Raw genomic sequence first — 21,016 nt, 5'->3', positions numbered from 1 at the left:
TAAGGCTATGTCCGTTTACTTTTAATTGGTTATGTCAAAATCGTACGGCTGTTCTTTGACATTCTTTTTTGGGTTCTCACACAAATAAACAACGTTGTCTTTAAGATATTAATGTCAGCCGTACATTAACTCAACATTTTTTTTACATTTTATGAGGCTGATAAAAATCGTCGCGGCTATTACCAGTTTATTCAAAAGTGTGATAAAAGTGTTAAGCGTTAGCACATTGATATTGATGAAAAAATTTTTGGGAATAATCTGCTATGGTGACGATAAAAGACGTAGCTGCACATGCAGGCGTCGCATTCAAAACTGTTTCTAGGGTAGTAAATAACGACCCCACAGTTAAACCCAAGAATAGGGAGAGGGTGCTTAAGGCAATCGAAGAACTCGGATATCGTCCCAATCGCGCAGCACAAATGACCCGTCGCAAGAAATCTGGCGTTGTAGGCTTTATTGCAGATGAGCTACTCAGAGTGCCTTACACTTTTGACCTTATTAGGGGGGCGCAAGATCTTGCATGGCAGCACAATAAAGAGTTGATGGTACTCAACGTAAACGTGAATAAGTACAGCGTTGAAGGAGCCGTAAATCACCTTTTTGAGCACCGAGTGGAAGGGATCATTTATGCCGCAATGTACCATCGGGAAGTTCGTCTACCGTCTCAGTTTTCAGAAGTCCCTACAGTGCTTGCTAATTGCTTCGATAGCGATGGTAAATTCCCCTCTATAGTCCCCGACGAACAAGAAGCCGCACGGGAGATTACGGCGAACATACTGAGCAAGGGCTATAAACGTATTGCTTTTTTGAACCTGAATGAAAATATCATTGCCGCCAAGCTTCGTAAAAAAGGGGTTGAGCAGGCGTTTGCTGACGCCAAACAAAGCCCTGACAATCTTGTAATCGAGTCCGTCATTATTGGCGACGAAAATGAAGAGCGCTCAATTACCCGCAAACGCGCAGCAGAATTAATTAAAGACTTTAAACCTGACGCTATTCTCTGTGGTCAGGACCCAATGGCCATGGAAGTCTACTTTGTTGTTCAATCTCTTGGGCTTCAAGTGGGTAAAGACATTGGAATAGGCAGCTTCGATGACTGGGATATCATCCCTTCTCTTTTACAACCGGGGCTAACAACCATGGCACTTCCTCATTACGAAATGGGTAAATGGGCGTTTAATTATCTACTTACAGAAAGAACAGACAAGACGCGCGAAACCGCGCGTTTTTCTCTTGTCAGCCGTCAGTCGTTTTAACTGTTACTAACGTTTCAGGCTTAGCATTTTCCAGAAGCCAAAAAGAAACAACAAGGTTAACCGTGACCGCACAGCCAAGGAGTAAGTAAGCATCTGCGAATCCCAGTGTGTCGTAAAGCTCCCCGACTGGCGATGAGAGAAGTGTTGTTACTACCTGAGTAAATACGTGAAAGCTAACGAGGTAAATCGTCGCCGATAACCTTGCGTCAAAATTCGCTACAATGTACTTGAAAATCGCGACCAATAAGATCGGAAGCTCTAATGCATGTAGCAATTTGACCAATGAAATGGACACAGGGTCGGCAACCAGACCAGAAGCCAACATTCGACTGGCCATGATGGCCCCACTTAACAGCAAGCCCTGTTTTGGACCTATTCGATTGACAATATAAGGAGCAACAAACATCATCCCTGCTTCAACGAATACCTGCAGTGAGTTCAAATAACCGTAGAACCTGTTTCCTTCCTCTGGCGAGGTAAATAACGATGCAAAGTAAATAGGGAATTGCTGATCGTATATTTGATATAGGCACGATACGCCCATCACATACACACTTAAACGCCAAAACTTCTTCTGCCCAAAGAGCGACCAAACATCTCTTAAATTGACTTTGCTGTTTGAAGACGACGCCGTGCTCGCAGATTTAGGCAACCAGAATAGACAGATGACAAACGCCAGTCCGCTGATGGTTGCAAGCGCAAAATTCAGCCTAGGGTCAACATTAAAAAGACCACCAGCAATAAACGTCGCGCTTGCCCAGCCTAGCGACCCCCATAATCGGGCTTTACCAAACTCAACATTATGTTGCCGACCAAGCCTTTCAATAAACGCTTCAAGCGTTCCCACCGCGGCACCAAAGGATAACGCGCTATACACCGCGCCCACTACTGCGCCGAAAAAGAAGAAAGATTCTAGCAACGGCTGATAGACAAAGATAAAGAATGGACCCACACCAGCCATGAGGATACCTAACATAAACAAAAGCTGCTTGCCGGTTCCTAACCTGTCCTGAAGAACACCATAAACGGGCATTATGAATAAGGCAGCCATCGCATTGGTCGCAAAGACAACGCCCGTCTCCCTTCCGGTTAACCCTAGGGTTTGGTTTAGCCATAACGGAAAGAGCGAATAGCAAAACGACCAGGTCAGGAAAAACGCAAAAAACGTTAATGCGGACGACCAGTATGCTGAGTTTGACTGCCACTTCATAATAATACCCTAGGCATAATACCTAATTAGAAGACCACACAGAGCCCAATCGGTCGATTGATAGCTGGTGTATTGATTGACTGTTAGGCGCTACGCGTAGCGTTTCGTAAACAGTCTTGGGAAACACTAGCGCCGTCATAACGGTAGTGCCATTGTCAATGAACAATTCCAATGATGAGCGGTCGACAATTATTGTGACGTTATATGAGTCGCTTGTCTTTGTTAACTCTGCCTTCTGGACTTTTCCAAAATGCTCATTGAATGATGTTTCTCCAGAGTGACTTCGGTTTAGTGATACCAAGGATCGTTGTTGATCTACTTCAATATCAACAAATTCACCGCTTTGGTTTTCAAGTCGAATCGAAATAGGTGAAGGTGAATTCCCCTGAACATCGAAAACGTAGCGAAGCGCCGATTCCCTGCCGTTGCTATCTAGAGAAGAAAGGCTCATTGCTTGTCCTGCCTTCAAGATTGGCGACTTAGTAGACGCTTCAACTAATCTATCCACTTCGTCTACCAACTGACTACGGACACGGAGTCCTTTGCTAGTTTTAACGAGATGCAGCGTGCGAGGTAGTGTCATCGCACTACGCCATATTTCTGTCGGTACATCATTTGCGTATAACCAATTGCTCATCCATCCCATGAAAATATGACGTGATTCATTACTTTCTGGCGATTTAAAAAAAGTTACCCCTGCATAATTGTCTGTACCGTGATCCAGCCAAATAGCGGGCTCAATTCGATTTGTTGCAGGCTTGCTCGCAAACACAATATCGTCAATGTAAGTGTGTCCCCAGCTTTCGGACTCGTTATCGATAATCCTCAAAAATGCGGATTTGCCTTGCCACTGACTCACATCCCAGCTCGCATAATGGAGCGTTTCTCGATTAAGGCCTGTTTCAGATTTTACTATATTGCCTTCCACCACGAGTTGAACGCCAACCCTGTCTGGATGATGGCCGCCACCAATTTTAAAGTTGATATAAGGTTCAAAGATGGTGAACGTTTCCGACGTCAGCGTTCCTTGCGCACGATCTTCATCTGCAAAACTGTTTACAAGATAATCACCAGAGTAACCAGTGGGGGGCGGCTGGTTGGCATGTCCACCTTCGGTGGGAGCATCAACAAAGGCATTACCTTGCTGCGTCCACTTGTCGGCTCCATCTTCAAAATTATCAAAGACCGTGCCTTTTGGAAAATTAGCCACTGCAGGTGAGAGTTCGCTTTGCCACTTAGCATCTAATACGAATTCTTTGCCGTCGAAATCCCCAACAAAGTATTGGGTTGCCGAGCCTCCATTTGGGCCGCCTGGCGATATACTTACCAACAATACATATCTAGATTCATCAGTTCCTTCGACAGGCAATAGCAGCAGTTCCGGACACTCCCACACACCGCCATGACTACCTATTTCTTCACCGAATGTGCTTTCTAACGACCAGTCAATCAGGTTATCTGAACTGTAAAAACCAATATGATCTTTTTGTGCTAGCACCATCACCCACTTTCCTGACGGTTCATGCCACATGACCTTTGGGTCGCGAAAATCTTTTATGCCCGGGTTGTCAATAACAGGGTTATTGACATACTTTTCCCACGTCCGGCCTTTATCTAAGCTGTAAGCCAGTGCTTGGGTTTGGTAGTCAATTCTTCCCTGTTTCTCCATTGACGCATTGTGATAGGTATACAACGCAACAATAGGGGGATTATCTTTGCTTCCCAAGCCACTGGTGTTCTCGACATCGACGACTGCACTTCCAGAGAAAATGGTGCCAAGCTCATCAGGGTAAAGGGCTATTGGTAACTCCTCCCAATGCATGAGGTCCTTACTCACAGCGTGCCCCCAATGCATAGGACCCCAGATGGAGGCATTGGGATTATGCTGAAAGAATAGATGATACTCGCCATCGAGATAAAACATACCGTTGGGATCATTCATCCACTTTTCTTTAGGTGAGAAGTGGATCTGGGGACGAAAAGCTTCGTTGCGAGCGGCCTCGACCATAAGAGTCGAGTCCTCGGGAAGTGGACTAATTTGATTCATGGAACATCCAACAAGAGCTGAAGAAATAATAAGACCTAATAGTGTTTTCATAGTTAAAATGCCTCTATTTTGATAACGCTGCAGACACATCCTCAAGCGTTTTCCCTTTCGTTTCTGGCATCATGAATCGAACAAAAATAAGCTGTAAGAACATCGCAAATGTGAAGAACGCGAAGACCTGGCTGGCAGAAAAGGCGGCTAATACCTGTGGCATTAAAAGCGCGATCAGCGCAGCAAAAACCCAATGTGTACCGCTTCCCAATGACTGTCCTTTAGAGCGCACGGAATTGGGGAAAATTTCTGCAATAAAAACCCAGATAACGGCGCCCTGCCCAACCGCATGAGACGCGATGAATACGAACACTGCGCCAACCACAATGGTGCCGCTAACCTGGCTACTGAAAGCCCATGAAACGGTTGCTAAAGACAGGATGTAACCGATAGAGCCAATGTACATTAATGATTTTCGCCCAAGCCTATCTATCAGGCTTAAACCCACCATAGTAAATACCAGGTTCACCAATCCGACCCCCGCGGTAGAAAGCAAAGCAGCGCTGCCGTCTAAACCCGCCATATCAAATACTCGTGGTGCATAATAGATAATGAAGTTAATGCCTGATAGTTGGTTAAATGCAGCAAGTAAAAAGGCCAGTAATACCGGAAATCGGAATTCAGGTTTAAATAAAGACTCTCTTTTACGCCCTGCCTTATCAGCTTTTATCGCACTGATAGTTTGTTCAACATCCTCACTCTGAAGCGCTGAAAATACTTGCCGAGCACGGGCTTCGTCATCGCGATGCAGCAACAACCAGCGAGGACTTTCTGGTGCTTTGAGTACCATCAAGAAGTAGATCAAAGCTGGAACGGCTTCAACTCCCAGCATTACTCGCCAGTCATCGACAATAACGCCCGAGAGCAAATAATTTGAAAGAAAAGCGATGAGGATCCCAAATACTATTTGAAACTGATAGGTTGCGACTAGCCGCCCCCTGATTTTGGCTGGTGCAATTTCAGAAATGTAAGCGGGTACAGCGATTGAAGATACCCCCACTCCTAAGCCTCCGATAAACCGAAGAGTAGCAAAGGTATACGGATCCTGAGCGAGTGCTGAACCTATAGCAGAGAGTAGATAGAGGACGCCAATAAGAACTAACGTCTTTTTGCGCCCAAGCCTATCGCAGGGCCAGTTCCCCATCAACGCGCCAATCACCGTTCCCCACAGAGCAGAAGACATGACGAACAACCCATGAAAAAGGGGCGTAGTGTCCCACAGCGCTTGAATGGATTGGTCTGCTCCAGATATCACTGCGGTGTCGAAACCAAATAAAAATCCGGCTATTGCAACAGTGAGTGACCAGTAAACTATTTTGTTCATGATATATATTTTTACCTCTTAACCACTTTAGGAATACCGGGCTTAATAGCCCGGATTCTGTATATAAATTCCGCCACTCAAATTAATCTGCTGATTAGGGATTGGGAGGTATTCATGCTTATTTTTAGTAAATGCAGCGTCTTCCAAGTAGGGCTTTCTGCCGCGCTCAGTAGTGAGGTATTCGTCAATGGTCTCTTTAGCCACGCCCCAGCGAACCAAATCGAAAAATCGATGACCTTCTAGCCCTAGCTCAACGCGCCTTTCCCAGCGCAGTGCCTGCCTTGCTTCTGCTTTACTGGTAAATGTGTCGTAAGTGCCAATACGGTATAAGCTCGCATCGTTCAATCTCGCCGTGCTGGCTGCGGCCCGCTCTCTAAGACGATTGATAATCGGGGTTGCTTCTTCCCAGCGGTCGAGCTCTATCAGCGCTTCTGCTTTCCAAAGCAATACATCGGCATAGCGTACTAATACGGTATTTAGAGAGAATATTGGGAAAGGACCGTTCTCACCCCGGCAGTCACACTCTGGGTGTTCTAAGTCTTTCATTCCCGTGTAATTGCCATAGATACCTGGTGCACGTGCCCAGCTGTCGCCGCCATGAATAAGGTTAGGGTCGTACTTAAATGGCTTGCCTTCCATCGCCACTGTATGGTCGAGCCGAGGGTCAACATGGTCATTATTTACGTTATACACATTGTCATTGAATGTGTTGAAGCGGGGCAAACCCGAATTGTCGGTCTTAAACGCATTAACGAAATTTTCTGTTGGAACGTGGAAACCACAGCAACCAAAACCGCCTGACATCGGCGCATTCAATGCGCTAGACCAAGAACCTCTTCCGTCAGGACTGCCATCATTCAATGAACGCTGAATGGCAAATACAGATTCCTTTCCATTCTCAAATTCGATAAGAAAATTCTCTGCATAATCATCGTAAAGACCGTACTGTCCACTGGCTTCAATACTATCTACCAAGCTGACTACTTCTTCGAGTTTCTGCTGATTGATATTCACCACGTTATGCAGTTCGTCTTGTTCATACGCCTGATACAAAAGGGTTTTAGCTAAATAGGCTTTGGCTGATAGTGCGGACGCTCGGCCGACATCCTGCTGAACATCTGGCAAGGTGTTCGCGGCAAAACGAAAATCTGCTGCGATGTTGTCCCATAACTGCTGGTCTGTGAGATCGCGGTTAGTCGTCGCTAGTACTTCCTCTTGAGTCATCGTTTCATCAATCCAAGGGATATGCTTGTGATGGATCTTCAAATCAAAATAAAAGATAGCTCTTAAAAAACGTAACTCTGCCGCTTTTTCATCAGCGTCTGGTAATTCACCAGAAGGCGTCTCAGCGATAACCTTAAGTGCCGCGTTAGCTCTTGAAATACCGGTATAGTTGCGTGTCCATTTCTTATCGTTGAGGTCGATCAAATCAGGTGGGAATGACTCCATATCCGGCACTAACGGCTCGTACATTGAAAGTGCGTGGTATGCAAAGATATCCGAAGGACCGTTTCCACCTTTGTGCGCATCACCAGCGCGCAGGTTGCCTGTCGGCCACAGATAATTAGGTGCTGTGTAGTGGTCATTGCCAAGATAGGAGTACGTGGCGATAACCAAAGCATCTATATTCTCAGTCGTTGCTACCTGATCTTCTGTGAGAACTGCTTGTGGTTCACTGTCCAATTCGTCGCTTCCTCCGCAAGATACGACTGAAAGCGCAATCAAGCTTGTTGTCAAAAGTTTGCTTATATAATTCATGTGTCTTTATCCATTATCCTGTTAGCTTAAAAAGAGAATTCCAGCCCGATAGTGACGCGGCGGGGTACAGGAAAAACTTCATTAGGAGTTTCAGGATCTTCACTCAAAGTGCCATCAGGCGTGATAGTCAAAAGATTCTGAGCCTGCAAATAAATGCGTGCATCGTTAAGGCCTAAGCGTTCGATGAAATCTAATGTAGGGGTGTAACCCACGCTGATATTGCGAAGTTTCAGGTAAGTGCCCTCTTCCCAGAAAAAGCTAGACTGACGGCCCTCCCCATTGTTATCGATCAGGGTAAGCGCAGGGACATCGCTGTCTGTATTTTGAGGCGTCCAGGCATCAAGCGTTCGTGCACCATAATTTGAGCCAATGTTTAAAGAAGTGAAATCGGTGAATAGTCGCCAGTTATTCCTTATCTGTCCTCCTTTGATCCCTTGCCAGAACATGTTGAAGTCCCAGTCTCTATATTTAAACGTGAAGTTCATTCCATAGATAAAATCTGGATCCGTGTCTGCAAAGAAGTCTTGGTCGTTCTCATCAATAACGCCATTTCCATCTAGGTCTAGCCAACGGATTCGACCCGGTGCTGCGCCCGATTGTGTAGCATGTTCATTCACCTCATCTTGATTTTGGAATATACCGTCTGCAACATACCCATATACTGAATTAATTGAACGCCCTAAGATTGTTTTATCTTGTCCATTTCCCCCAAAGGAATTAACGACATCTTCAGGCAAGGCTGTAACGGTGTTTTCAGCCGAAGATATATTGAAGTTGATATCTACAAGCAACTCGTCTTCCAGCAAGCCCGTATCTATCCACTTTTCATATCCAAGCACCAATTCAACACCGGCATTTTCAATGGTGCCGCCATTGACCCACTTTTGCGCCCCTTCGCCAAGCGTTGCAATTGGTTGAGTGAGAGTAAGAATGTCGCGGGTTTCTTTTTTGAACCAATCAAAGCTTCCATAAACCGTTCTCTCAAACAATTCGAAGTCTAAGCCGAAGTTAACCTGCGTTGATGTTTCCCATTTCAGATCAGGGTTGCCAGTTTGCGCCCGAACAAAGCCCGAAGGCAACGTACCACCATTTGCGCCAGTAATGTCGTATGCTGTGCCCTCATCTTGCTGGTTTGTAAAAAGTGACTGGGTCGCATAACGGGGTATATAAGTTGTTACCGTCGCATCAGTAGGAATTTCCTGATTCCCCGTTTCCCCCCAGCTTCCCCTGAACTTTAAGGTGTCGATAAAATCAATATCGAAAAAGTCTTCGTTGCTAACAACCCAGCCCAATGACGCTGCTGGAAAATTGCCGTATTCATTAGCATCACCAAATCTCGACGACCCATCTCGACGAATCGTAAATGAGGACAAGTAACGGTTATCATAGTTATAGTCCACTCGTGCAAACTGGGAATCTAGGGACCAATTGTCTCCTTCGCCTTCTACCCTTACATCCGACGTAGCCTGCGACAGATAAGCGAAAGAACGGTCATCCGAAGCGAAGCCTGACCCAATGCCTCGGGACAGTTCACGCTCATAATTAATTTGCTCAACCCCGGCTAAGAAATTGAACTTGTGCAGGTCATCAAGTACGAGTTTGTAAGTGGCTGTAGCGCCAGTAATGATGCTTTGATTCCAATTGTCTTCAACCGTTAATCTGTCTGCGCCGCTTAGTGAGCCAGCGGTAAACGCACGCGTGAAATTTCTAAAATAAAACTCACTGTAATCAACCCCTACATTTCCCCTAAGTGTTAAGTTTTCAATCGGTGTGTACTCAACAAAAAAGTTCGCCATGAGTTTATTGTAGGTATGACCGTTATCACGATTTTGCTCGATTATTCGAACCGGATTGTCTCTGTCAGTAATTCCAGGTACCGGCCCTCCCCAGCCTCCTACATCGTTGTAAACGGGAACGATTGACTGCTGCTCAATTGATAGTCCTAGTATCTGGCCCGCTAGGTCATTGATAAGGTTAGCTTGTTGATCAGTGATCAAAAATGTCTGACCGACTTTTAATTTATCTTCAACAACGACATGTTCAGAATTGACCCTGAAAGCTAATCGCTCGAACTTGGAACCATCTACAATACCCTCGGCCTCAAAATAGCCCAGCGATGTATAGAACTTGGAGACGTCATTGCCGCCTGCCACCGAGAAATTCGCATCAGAGACTTTAGAGGTTCTTGTAACTTCATCAAACCATCTAGTATCAGCGGGGCGTTGAACCCCTTCTGGATCAGTAAAGGTAGGCAGGATGACCGAATATAATTCTGGATTTTGAAAATTTTGATTCCAGTCAAAAGTATAAAGCGGGCTTGCTGAATTAGGGTTGGACCCGTCATTGACTGCCGCCTGCCACACTACTGCACCACGCTCTAACGTGTTGAGTGGCTGTAGGTCATAGTCATATTCTTCAATACTCTGGTTGTATCGGAAGTTAAAGTCCAGGCCATCGTGACCTTTCTTTGTGGTCACAACAATTACACCGTTTCCAGAGCGAGCCCCATAAATACTTGCAGCGGCCGCATCACGTAACACCTGTACATCGGCAATATCGTTGCTATTAATTTCGTGTAGACCAGACTTTGTTGGAATTCCATCGATAATGTAAAGCGGGTCATTGTTGCCAAGAGGTCCTAGTCCCTGACCGCGGATCCTCACTGTTGCCGTCGAACTTGGATTACCTGTGGTGGTGATTTGTAAACCAGGCACTCTTCCCTGAAGATTTTGCATAATGTTACCGGCAGGTAAATCAATCACATCTTCGATGTCCACTGTGGCTATTGCCCCAGTCAAATCTTTCTTCTCGACGGCGCTGTAACCGTAAGAAATCTCTATTACTTCTACTTCCTCTGGCAATTCCGAATCATCAGAACCAGACCCAGCCTCTTGAGCTTGTAACGACGTTGCCATTAGCATCAGTAAAAGTGGAGTAGGCTTTATAGCCGTCCTTAGCTGACGTGTTAATGGATGCAATGTGTAATTTTTCATATCGCGCCTTGATTGTTGAAGTGGTGTAATTTCAAATAAACAACGTTGTCTTTTTAGTTTATACTATCTATGTAAAGTCTGATCAACAAAAATTTAACAAGAAATTTTACACGCTACGTCGTTTTTAATTGAGGCTTTTAGAAGTTGATATGCCGAAAAATTTTGCAGGAGGGCAACGTTAAAATGTCATATAGCAATATTAAGACAAGATTTTTGAATGAAAAATAAAAAGCCCAGAGCATATCTCTGGGCTTAAATACTCTATTTTCAAAAGCTCACTGGGTCATGTTACACCCGATAAGCTTTTTAGCTGAGCTATTCGCTATCTCAAAACTGCATTATAAAATAAAGCGCGACAGATCTTCGTTATCTACCAAGGTTTCTAAGTGGCTGTTAACGTAGTCTGCATCAATCACGAATGACTCACCGCTCTTTTCAGAGGCGTCAAACGAGATGTCTTCCATAAGGCGCTCTAGCACGGTGTGCAAACGGCGGGCCCCAATATTTTCAGTGCGCTCATTCACCTGCCATGCCGCTTCGGCTATACGCTGAATACCAGAATCGTCGAAACTAATATCCACGCCTTCCGTCTTCATTAGCGCAATGTACTGGTGAGTTAATGACGCATTCGGCTCCGTAAGAATGCGCTTGAAGTCACCTACTTTAAGGGCAGATAGCTCAACGCGAATCGGAAGACGACCCTGGAGCTCAGGAATAAGGTCCGACGGCTTGCTCATTTGGAATGCGCCCGAAGCGATAAACAAGATATGGTCGGTTTTAACCATGCCGTGTTTTGTCGATACCGTTGAACCTTCCACAAGTGGAAGCAGGTCACGCTGAACACCTTCGCGAGATACATCAGCCGATGAGTTACCTTCGCGCTTACAAATTTTGTCAATTTCATCGATAAACACAATACCGTGCTGTTCTACCGACTCAATGGCTTTTTCCTTCAAATCTTCTTGATTCACAAGGCGTGCCGCCTCTTCTTCAATAAGTAGTTTGAACGCTTCTTTAATTTTCAGCTTCTTCTTTTTCTTTTGAGAACCCGACAAGTTCTGGAACATGCCCTGAAGCTGATTGGTCATTTCTTCCATACCTGGAGGCGCCATAATTTCTACGCCCATCTGCGGAAGTGCTACGTCAATTTCGATCTCTTTGTCGTCTAAGTCTCCTTGACGAAGCTTTTTGCGAAATGCTTGGCGCGTACCGCGATCTTCAACATTTTCCTTATTACCCCACGCATCTTCTGGTGGAGGCAGCAAAACGTCTAAAATACGCTCTTCCGCTGCTTCTTCTGCGCGGAATTTAACCTTTTTCATTTCATTTTCTTTCGTCATCTTCACTGCAATATCAGCAAGATCGCGAATGATGGTCTCAACTTCTTTACCTACATAGCCCACTTCAGTGAACTTAGTCGCTTCAACTTTAATGAACGGCGCGTTAGCAAGTTTTGCTAAACGGCGGGCTATTTCAGTTTTACCCACACCCGTAGGGCCAATCATCAAAATATTTTTTGGCGTAACTTCTTGGCGCAGCTCAGGTTCAAGCTGCATACGACGCCAGCGATTTCGAAGTGCAATAGATACAGCGCGCTTGGCATCTTGTTGACCGATAATATGACGGTCTAACTCGTGAACAATTTCTCTTGGTGTCATTTCAGACATGAATAAACCCTTTTCTAACAGCGCTTGCTGTACTCAAATTCATACGAGCGACAGCAAGCCAATAACAGCACTCAGCTGTTACTTAGTAATCTAGTACATCAACCGTTTGGCTATGGTTAGTGAACACGCAAATATCACCCGCTATGGTCAACGCTTTTTCGGCAATTTCTTTTGCGCTTAGCTCAGTATTTTCTAATAGTGCCGTAGCTGCAGCTTGTGCGTAGTTACCACCAGAGCCAATCGCGATAAGATCTTGTTCTGGCTGCACCACATCACCGTTACCGGTAATGATAAACGATGCGGTTTCGTCTGCTACGGCAAGCAATGCCTCTAGTTTGCGAAGCGCCCTGTCAGTCCGCCAGTCTTTGGCGAGCTCTACTGCCGCTTTGGTCAAATGGCCTTGGTGTGCTTCTAGCTTTGCTTCAAAGCGCTCAAACAGCGTAAATGCGTCGGCCGTGCCACCAGCAAAGCCCGCTAAAATCTTGTCGTGGTATAAACGGCGCACTTTGCGCGCATTACCTTTCATTACGGTATTGCCCAGTGATACCTGTCCGTCACCGGCCATTACCACTTGATTCCCACGTCGTACAGATACAATCGTTGTCACGTTAATTCCCCGTTTAGCTGGGCGCTGCTGCGTTTTTCGTCTAGCAAAGGCAGCAGCGTTCAAATTCAATATCAAATAAGTGGGGGGAGGCTTTTTAATTTCAAGGGTAAGACAAAAGAATGTGCGCTCAGAGCTGCCTACTATACGGGCTTAGCGCATAAGGTGCTTATTGAATACACCATTTATTGAGTGCATACTCTCGCCAACACACCCATCCTTTATTCGGTAAGCGTTTGTGCTCACTTTGATTTAAGCATAATCGCCCATCTGACAAGGTACCGCTCTCTTTTAACAACAGTGAGTGTCGACAGTGTTTAGAGTCGCTGCCTTTTTCATAAGCAAATTTTCTTTCTGTTTCTTGTTTGTCGGACGCTAAGTGAAACGTGTAGGGCAATGCCTTATCAATAAACTGCTACAAATTCCAGTACCAAATTTGGCATGTGGCAATGTTCACTTTACGCAGACTATGCTTGGCTTTTTCTGCATCACGCTTAGACTCGTAAGGACCCAGAATAACGCGGAACCAATCGCCGTTGCTGCCAGTGCTGTGTCTGATAAGCGCCTCTAAACCTTGGAATGCAATTTTGGCTTTCATCTCTTCAGCCTGCGCGCGGGTTCTAAACGAGGCGCACTGCATTAAATAGCGTTTGTCAGATTTTTCTTGCTCTTTGACCTCAACTTCTACTTCATATCCTGGAAGGGTCTTAATGTACTCCCATTCTTCTTCAGGAAGCTCAGGTAACGTCTCTTCTGTAGGAGCCACAGGTCGTGAAGCTTGTGTATCCACGTCGTCTTCTACATTGTCTTTTATTGACCACAAAAATGCACCAAAGCCAATCACCAATGCGAATACGCCAACAAGGCGCACAATAGGAAGCTTTCCAGAAACCGGGGCGTTAGATTGCGCATTTGATTGCGCGCTTCTGGCTGGTTTTCTACCTTTACCAGCCGGCTTCTTTTTTTGAGGAGAGCGTCCACGAGAGACATAATCGCGTTGAGCCATAGTCGGCAATATTCCTACTTGTTATCGTTGTTTGTATGCGTAAGAAAACGTCATATACCAAATCTTTATGAAGCAGCAGCTTTCCTGCACTTCAATCCTGCGGAAATTTTAACGTATTGCTACCCAACAAGCTAACTGAAATCGGTAGGATCAATATCTATCGACCACCTTACCTTCATTGCCTGTGGCAACGCCTGTAAAAATGGCAGCGCCAAACGCAGCGCATTGTGAAGCGGCGCACGCTTTTCATGGCTACATATCAGCATAAACCGGAACCTGCCTTGCCGCTTTTCAATTAGACAAGGAAACGGGCCATTTAGCTCAATGGCATGCTGCTGGAGAAATACTTGCTTGCTGTCTTGTAAAAAACGATAGGCCAAACTGCTGTCGGTCGCTTCTGCGCGAATGACAAACTGGCTAATAAAAGGGGGCAGCCCCGCCGCTTTACGCTCCATTAAAGCGTGTCTGGCGAAATGCCCATAGCCATTGTGCACTAAATCTTGTAGCAAAGGGTGATGGGGATTGTGAGTTTGCAGCCACATTTCACCGGGTTTACTGGCGCGCCCTGCTCTTCCAGCAAGCTGAGTTACAAGCTGAGCGAGCTTTTCTGGTGCTCTAAAATCGGCACTAAAAAGTGCGCCATCGCAATCTAGCACCGCCACTAAGGTTACATGAGGGAAATGGTGACCTTTTGACAGTATCTGAGTACCTACCAGAAGCTGGTACTCTTGGCGGTTTATTGCATCCAGTGTTTGGTGCAGTTTGTCTTTGCCCCGCACGGTATCGCTGTCTATTCGTACCTGTTTAACACCGGGAAATAAACTTGCAAGCCCTTGCTCGACTTGCTCGGTCCCCGTACCCGCCGTAACTAATTCATTGTGATGGCACGCTTCGCAGTTTGATGGCATTGAGCGCATGCCGCCGCAGTGATGACACTGTAAGCGGTTCTGCGCTTTATGCACCGTATACGGGCGGTCACAACGCTTACACATGACGGTTTCGCCGCAGTGATGGCAAAGCAGCGCTGGCGCATAGCCTCTGCGATTCACAAACACCAATACCTGATTTCCCGCGTTGATATGCTGGCGCATTATCGTTAGCAAGCCTTGCGAAATACCGTAGTGAATGGGTTGGTCACGCGCGTCCAACACATGCTGATGCGTGCTTTTCGCCCCTCCCGCTCGCTTAGTTAACTGCAAATGGGCATAGCGACCGCTTAGCGCATTATTAAGTGTTTCGAGTGCGGGCGTGGCGCTGCCTAATAAAAGAGGAATATTGTGCTGCTTAGCCCGCATAGCTGCCAAGTCACGGGCGTGGTAGCGAAGTCCATCTTGTTGTTTAAAAGACTCGTCGTGCTCTTCATCCACAATCAGCATGCCGGGGTTGTGCAGCGGGGTGAAAATAGCCGAGCGAGTACCGATGATTATCCCAAGTTCACCTGCTTTTGATCGCTGCCACACCTGTAGCCGTTCTTTATCAGAAAGCTGAGAGTGTAAAACGCCCACTGCAATACCAAAGCGCTTTTCAAAGCGTGACACTGTTTGCGGCGTCAGCCCGATTTCTGGCACAAGTATAAGCACTTGTTTTCCGTCGCACAGTAAGGGTTCGATGGCTTGAAGGTACACTTCCGTTTTACCGCTACCGGTAACCCCTTCAAGCAAACTTACAGCGAAATTGCCCTGCTGACGATTAAGTGCGGCAATGGCAACCGACTGCTCAGTATCTGGAATTGGCTTTTCAGACACCGATAACGAGGCAAGCCAACTGCCTGACTTAAATTCAGGCGCGACTTCTTCAATGCTTATCAATGACTTTTCGACAAGTGCTTTGACCGCAGGTGCGCCATACTGCTTGCGCGCTTGGGATGCTAATAAGGCACCACCGGCCAGTGCAGTAAAACACGCTTGCTGTTTAGGCGCCCGCGATAACGTGTCTGCAGTCGTTTGTTTACCTTTTTCGGTAAGCATTAGCATGTCTTGGGGTGTTGGCGCTGCTGACTCGCCTTTGCGCAATAAAACAGGCAGCATGGCGTGCAGGACCTCACCTGGCGCATGATGATAATACTGCCACAACCACTGAGCCATTTTCAGCAACACATTGTCAATAATTGGGGTATCGTCTAGAACTGACTCAATGGCTTTTAGCTTGTTGGCATTGTCAATTTCGCTTTCAGCTTTATGTAGCGTTTCAACGACAACGCCCACGAGTTTGCGCGGGCCAAAAGGCACAACCACTCTAACACCCGCACTAAGTGCGTTATCGTGGGTATACGTGAAAAGTTGGCGCAGTGGCACTGGCACGGCAACTTGGATAAAGGCCATTGCGAACGTTCTACCTTGTTTGATGACTTTTGCCGCGCACAATGCGCATACTAAATGTCATATATTGAAACTACTCATATCGAGACTATTCTTTTAGCCACACGTTACAGCAATTTTTGCAGTTAACAGTACATCTTAGTATTAGCGTGTATTGGCCGAGCCTTGAAAGCCAAATATTTAAACATACTTTGCTGTTAAGCATAAAAGGAATGTTTTTTGTTTAGCTGTCGTGCCTAACAGTTATACAAAAACCATACAAAAACCGCTTGATCAAGCCCCTGCCATCCTTTATTATGCGCCGCTCTTTTGCGATAGGCTGTTCTTTGAACGACTTATCATTTGAATTAAATAACGTATGGTGTGCGACTTCGGGTTGTATAGCGATACGGCCTTATTATGTGAGGTAACCCAATGAAACAAGATATCCACCCAAAATACGAAGAAATCACAGCAACTTGCTCATGTGGTAACGTAATGAACATTCGCTCTACGCTTGGTAAAGACATCAACCTAGACGTATGTTCTTCATGTCACCCATTCTACACTGGTAAGCAACGTAACGTTGACACTGGTGGTCGTGTTGATCGCTTCAAGAAGCGTTTCGGTGCATTGGGCAAAAAGTAAGCCTGATATCGAGTTCGAAAAAAGCGCCTTTATGGCGCTTTTTTATTGCTTAAAATTCACGCTTCACTCAAACAAGGTGTGCCAAACTGCGCGTTACCGCCGTTATCCTACGTCAGGCCAGTACCTAGCCAGTGTAACAAGCCCTGCAACTCGCGTTTCTGAAAACGTTTTTAGCTTAATTTACAACATCCAGCGTAACCTGAACTCAGTGAAGGTTTTTAACATTAGATAAATGCCTATCCCAATTGCCGCCACTCACTTTCTTACACTCTTCTTCGCTATCAAAATAAATACCAACGGGTACTGACTTAATTGACGCCAAAGCAATATTCACTTGGTTTATGAAGTCTATATCCCAACCATTAGTTAACGCCCGCTGCTTCTCCTGCTCAGTATTAAACACGGCAATCACTTGCGGCGCTCTCCAATGTCCTACGTGAGTTAGCCAAACAAATCCATTATTGTTAGATTTTACGCTTTCGCACACATCGGTTAGCACGGTTATTAGTTTTCTTTCTGTCATATCCTCGCCTTCAGCGCGAATTTTGAGTGGGCTTTCACAGAATTTTATCAGAAATATTGGATGGAGAATTAACGAGGTGTCTCCCTGCGTTCTATTTTCCTGATTTGGGTTTCTGTCCAATGCATTTATGAGAACGTAGATCCCTTTGATAGCTTTGTTTTTATCCTCCACACAATAGACCTACAGAATGTTATGACAAGTCAAAATAAATAGCATGAATGGCAATTATAGCTCCATTTTACTGGTCTAATTAGTATGCCTAACCTACATTGGTATATGAGAATTCTGATCAGATATGTACACAGTGATTAGCTGTGTTAGAGTTGCGATCGGCACTTTGATAGTGAGCATTAATTCTGTGAATAATGCATTACTTTCAAGACTTGTGGCGCTTTTGGGTACATAAACTTGAGGCTTGTATCCATTAAGGTATGTGAACAAAATCAGTAACGGTTAACGCCTAGTCTGCTTTTTCCACATGCCACCTTAGGGCGTATTGATAATTGCTGTAAAACAAAGATCAGCAAGCCCTAGTGCTAACAACTATTTATAATCACTTTTGTCATTACTTGGTTGTAACGCGCTTACGTTTATCTACCTATAACTATAACTATAACTATAACGACAATAAAATAGCTACAGAGCGTGAACGAAAACACCGATGAACCCTACATCTAAGGATACCTTTTTACATGTCAGATTTTAGACAACGCGCACTCGACTATCACGCCAAACCCACGCCTGGAAAAATCCGCGTAGAGTTATCTAAACCAGCCGACAGCGTCGATGACCTTGCTCTTGCCTATAGCCCAGGCGTTGCCGAGCCGGTCAGAGAAATTGCCGAAGATGCAGATAACGCCTATAAGTACACAGGTAAAGGAAACTTGGTTGCCGTTATCAGTAACGGAACCGCGATTTTAGGGTTGGGTAACCTAGGCCCACTGGCATCGAAACCTGTTATGGAAGGTAAAGCCCTTCTGTTTAAACGCTTTGCTGGCCTGGATGCCATTGACATTGAAGTGAAGCATCGTACAACCGAAGAGTTCATTAATACAGTAGCGAATATCGCTGACACATTTGGCGGCATTAACTTAGAAGACATTAAAGCGCCTGAATGCTTTGAGATTGAACAAGAGCTAATTAAGCGCTGTAAAATTCCGGTATTTCATGATGATCAGCACGGTACCGCTATTGTAACTGCAGCGGGCATGCTTAATGCTCTGGAAATTCAAGGTAAAAGCATAGAGAGCGCTAAAATCGTGTGTATGGGTGCCGGTGCAGCAGCGGTCGCTTGTATGGAACTGCTTATAAAGTGTGGTGCCCAGCGTGAGCGTATTTATATGCTAGACAGAAAAGGCGTTATCCATACTCGTCGCGAAGACTTAACTGAGCACAAAAAGCTATTTGCTAACAATACTGACAAGCGTACGCTTGAAGACGTAATGGAAGGTGCGGATATTTTTGTTGGTGTGTCAGGACCGGATGTTTTACCACCAGAAACACTGGCCTTGATGGCTGAAAACCCAATTGTATTTGCATGTTCTAACCCAGACCCTGAGATAAAGCCTGAACTTGCTCACGAAGTACGTAAAGATCTTATTATGGCTACCGGACGCTCGGACTACCCTAACCAGGTTAACAACGTACTGTGTTTCCCGTTTATTTTCCGTGGCGCACTAGATGTTCGTGCAACGGCCATTAACGATGAAATGAAAGTAGCGGCAGTAGAAGCCCTTCGTGCTATCACGAAGGAGCCTGTACCAGAAGAAGTACTAGCTGCCAGTAAGAGTACTAGTCTGACATTTGGTAAGGAGTACATTATTCCTAAACCTATGGACCCGCGTTTATGCGAGCGTATTGCTACCGCCGTATCTAAGGCTGCGATTGAATCTGGCGTTGCACGCGTGCCTGAAAGCCCAGAAGAATAAAATTCTGGCGCATTAGGCAAAAAAATGGAGGGGCTAGTGCTCAACCTTTATTTGCTAAAAAGTGCGCTTAGAGAATACAAGTACATAAAAAACGGCGCCGTGTTGTAGGTTATCAACTAGCAATAACTTACAACAAAGCGCCGTTTCTCTTTAATACCAAATATCAGTCGTCTTCCGACACATCGTTTTCGAAGCTTGGATCAATACCCATTTCTTCCATAATGCGTCTTGCTTCAGCCGGTACGCGATTAGGATTGTCTTTGCGCAGGTCATCATCGTTAGGCAATGGTTGACCGGTAAACGCATGTAAAAATGCTTCACACAACAGTTCTGAATTAGTGGCGTGACGCAGATTATTGATTTGGCGGCGAGTACGCTCATCAGTAAGCGCCTTAAGCACATTAATAGGTATAGAGACAGTGACTTTCTTTACCTGTTCGCTCTTCTTGCCATGCTCTGCGTAGGGGTGAATATATTTACCGTTCCATTCTGCCATTGTACTAACTCGGTCTACTCTTTTTTATGTTATGAAGAGAAATTCTAAACAAGTTCACGAAAAGGTCAATTGAGCAGTGTAAACCTCTTGACGTCTAGACATATATTCTTTAATTTAGACGTCTAAACGTCTATAAGAATACATTTTTGAGAGAAAAAGCCATGGTTTCTTACGCACAAGGTATCGATGCATTAAACCAGTCCCTGTCGGAACTGCGTGATATTGATGTATCTTTTGAATTCTTTCCGCCTAAAACGGAAGCCATGGAACAGACCCTGTGGAAGTCAGTTGAACGTCTAGCGCCACTAAAGCCAAGCTACATGTCGGTAACCTACGGCGCGAATAGCGGTGAGCGTGACAGAACCCACGACGTTGTAAAACGCATTCAGCAGCAAACCGGTGTCGCGGCGGTTCCTCACTTGACCTGTGTTGATGCTAGCCGTGATGAGCTTAAGCAAATTGCAAAAGACTACTGGGACTCAGGTATTCGCCGTATTGTTGCGCTTCGTGGCGATTTACCGCCAGGAGTAGAAAAGACAGAGATGTATGCCTCTGATCTTGTTGCCTTGCTAAAAGACGTTGCCGATTTTGATATTTCTGTTGCTGCCTATCCAGAGAAGCACCCTGAAGCACCAAATGCGCAGTTTGATTTACTAAACCTTAAGCGCAAAGCAGAAGCAGGTGCCACAGAAGCGATAACCCAGTTCTTTTTCGATACGAGTGTGTACCTTCGATTTAGAGACCGTGCAGCCGCAGCGGGTGTCGACTTAGATATCGTTCCGGGTATTTTGCCGGTAACCAACTACCAAACACTGGTGAAATTTGCGGGGTTCACAAATGTTCATGTGCCGGGATGGTTACACAAAATGTTCGACGGCCTTGATGCCGACGACCAAGCCACACGTAACCTAATAGGTGCTAACATCGCCATGGATCAGGTAAAGGTATTGGCTAAAGAAGGGGTAAAACACTTCCATTTCTATACGTTGAACCGCAGTGAATTAAGCTACGCCATCTGTCACATGCTAGGTGTGCGCTCAGGCACTTAATACATACAACAATCAGGATCGTGCTTGCGTTTTTTAACGAAGCACTCCACAAAAGGCGCAGTCAATGCGCCTTTGTTGTATAAAGCCTGCATTAAACTTTGCCACCAAGGCCGCCCGCAGTTACCATCTGATATAACATGTAATGAACTATCGATGCTT

General features: G+C 45.5%; 15 protein-coding genes. 4 read left to right on the top strand and 11 right to left on the bottom strand.

All coding sequences use genetic code 11. The features are described 5' to 3' along the window. Nucleotides 1-263: 263 nt before the first annotated feature. On the top strand, nt 264-1,256 hold the full coding sequence (locus MHM87_RS09355; RefSeq protein ID WP_239258779.1) for a LacI family DNA-binding transcriptional regulator: 993 nt from the start codon (nt 264-266) through the stop codon (nt 1,254-1,256). On the opposite strand, the gene MHM87_RS09350 is transcribed toward MHM87_RS09355, so the two are convergent. The 9 genes from MHM87_RS09350 to priA form a co-directional block, all read right to left on the bottom strand. Next, complete coding sequence (locus tag MHM87_RS09350; RefSeq protein ID WP_239258777.1) at nt 1,237-2,466, bottom strand: oligosaccharide MFS transporter; 1,230 nt, start codon at nt 2,464-2,466, stop codon at nt 1,237-1,239. The genes MHM87_RS09355 and MHM87_RS09350 overlap by 20 nt on opposite strands. Nucleotides 2,467-2,488: 22 nt before the next feature. Beyond that, a complete protein-coding gene (locus tag MHM87_RS09345; protein ID WP_275443413.1) occupies nt 2,489-4,564 on the bottom strand; it encodes a glycoside hydrolase family 32 protein in 2,076 nt (691 codons plus the stop codon). 13 nt (nt 4,565-4,577) lie between these two features. After that, complete coding sequence (locus tag MHM87_RS09340; protein WP_239258774.1) at nt 4,578-5,888, bottom strand: sugar porter family MFS transporter; 1,311 nt, start codon at nt 5,886-5,888, stop codon at nt 4,578-4,580. Between the two features lie 42 nt (nt 5,889-5,930). Next, entirely contained in the window at nt 5,931-7,646 is a 1,716-nt protein-coding gene (locus tag MHM87_RS09335) for a RagB/SusD family nutrient uptake outer membrane protein (RefSeq protein ID WP_239258771.1), read from the bottom strand. Between the two features lie 26 nt (nt 7,647-7,672). Next, a complete protein-coding gene (locus tag MHM87_RS09330; protein WP_239258768.1) occupies nt 7,673-10,639 on the bottom strand; it encodes a SusC/RagA family TonB-linked outer membrane protein in 2,967 nt (988 codons plus the stop codon). A gap of 338 nt (nt 10,640-10,977) precedes the next feature. Next, on the bottom strand, nt 10,978-12,306 hold the full coding sequence (gene hslU, locus MHM87_RS09325) for an HslU--HslV peptidase ATPase subunit (protein ID WP_061096006.1): 1,329 nt from the start codon (nt 12,304-12,306) through the stop codon (nt 10,978-10,980). Nucleotides 12,307-12,388: 82 nt separating this feature from the next. After that, a complete protein-coding gene (hslV, locus tag MHM87_RS09320) occupies nt 12,389-12,913 on the bottom strand; it encodes an ATP-dependent protease subunit HslV (protein ID WP_014950969.1) in 525 nt (174 codons plus the stop codon). Between the two features lie 412 nt (nt 12,914-13,325). Continuing rightward, the gene (locus tag MHM87_RS09315) at nt 13,326-13,916 is read right to left on the bottom strand and encodes a cbb3-type cytochrome oxidase assembly protein (protein ID WP_014977575.1); all 591 of its coding nucleotides are present in this window, start codon (nt 13,914-13,916) and stop codon (nt 13,326-13,328) included. A gap of 131 nt (nt 13,917-14,047) precedes the next feature. Continuing rightward, nucleotides 14,048-16,237: a primosomal protein N' gene (priA, locus tag MHM87_RS09310; RefSeq protein ID WP_239258766.1), complete on the bottom strand. Its 2,190-nt coding sequence runs from the start codon at nt 16,235-16,237 to the stop codon at nt 14,048-14,050. 411 nt (nt 16,238-16,648) lie between these two features. On the opposite strand from priA, the gene rpmE reads away from it, so the two are divergent. Next, complete coding sequence (rpmE, locus tag MHM87_RS09305; RefSeq protein ID WP_014950975.1) at nt 16,649-16,861, top strand: 50S ribosomal protein L31; 213 nt, start codon at nt 16,649-16,651, stop codon at nt 16,859-16,861. Nucleotides 16,862-17,066: 205 nt separating this feature from the next. Here the strand turns inward: rpmE and MHM87_RS09300 are convergent, their stop codons facing one another. Next, complete coding sequence (locus MHM87_RS09300) at nt 17,067-17,384, bottom strand: hypothetical protein (protein ID WP_239258765.1); 318 nt, start codon at nt 17,382-17,384, stop codon at nt 17,067-17,069. Between the two features lie 692 nt (nt 17,385-18,076). Between MHM87_RS09300 and MHM87_RS09295 the strand changes: the two genes are divergently transcribed. After that, complete coding sequence (locus MHM87_RS09295; RefSeq protein ID WP_014950978.1) at nt 18,077-19,312, top strand: malic enzyme-like NAD(P)-binding protein; 1,236 nt, start codon at nt 18,077-18,079, stop codon at nt 19,310-19,312. Between the two features lie 163 nt (nt 19,313-19,475). Here MHM87_RS09295 and metJ read toward each other — a convergent pair whose 3' ends face one another. After that, entirely contained in the window at nt 19,476-19,808 is a 333-nt protein-coding gene (gene metJ / locus MHM87_RS09290; protein ID WP_014950979.1) for a met regulon transcriptional regulator MetJ, read from the bottom strand. 161 nt (nt 19,809-19,969) lie between these two features. On the opposite strand from metJ, the gene metF reads away from it, so the two are divergent. Further along, the gene (gene metF / locus MHM87_RS09285) at nt 19,970-20,857 is read left to right on the top strand and encodes a methylenetetrahydrofolate reductase (RefSeq protein ID WP_171337429.1); all 888 of its coding nucleotides are present in this window, start codon (nt 19,970-19,972) and stop codon (nt 20,855-20,857) included. Nucleotides 20,858-21,016: the final 159 nt, after the last annotated feature.

It is taken from the genome of Alteromonas sp. Cnat3-28 (assembly GCF_022348265.1).
Classification (GTDB): domain Bacteria; phylum Pseudomonadota; class Gammaproteobacteria; order Enterobacterales; family Alteromonadaceae; genus Alteromonas; species Alteromonas macleodii.
This window is presented reverse-complemented; position numbering and strand designations above follow the sequence as displayed.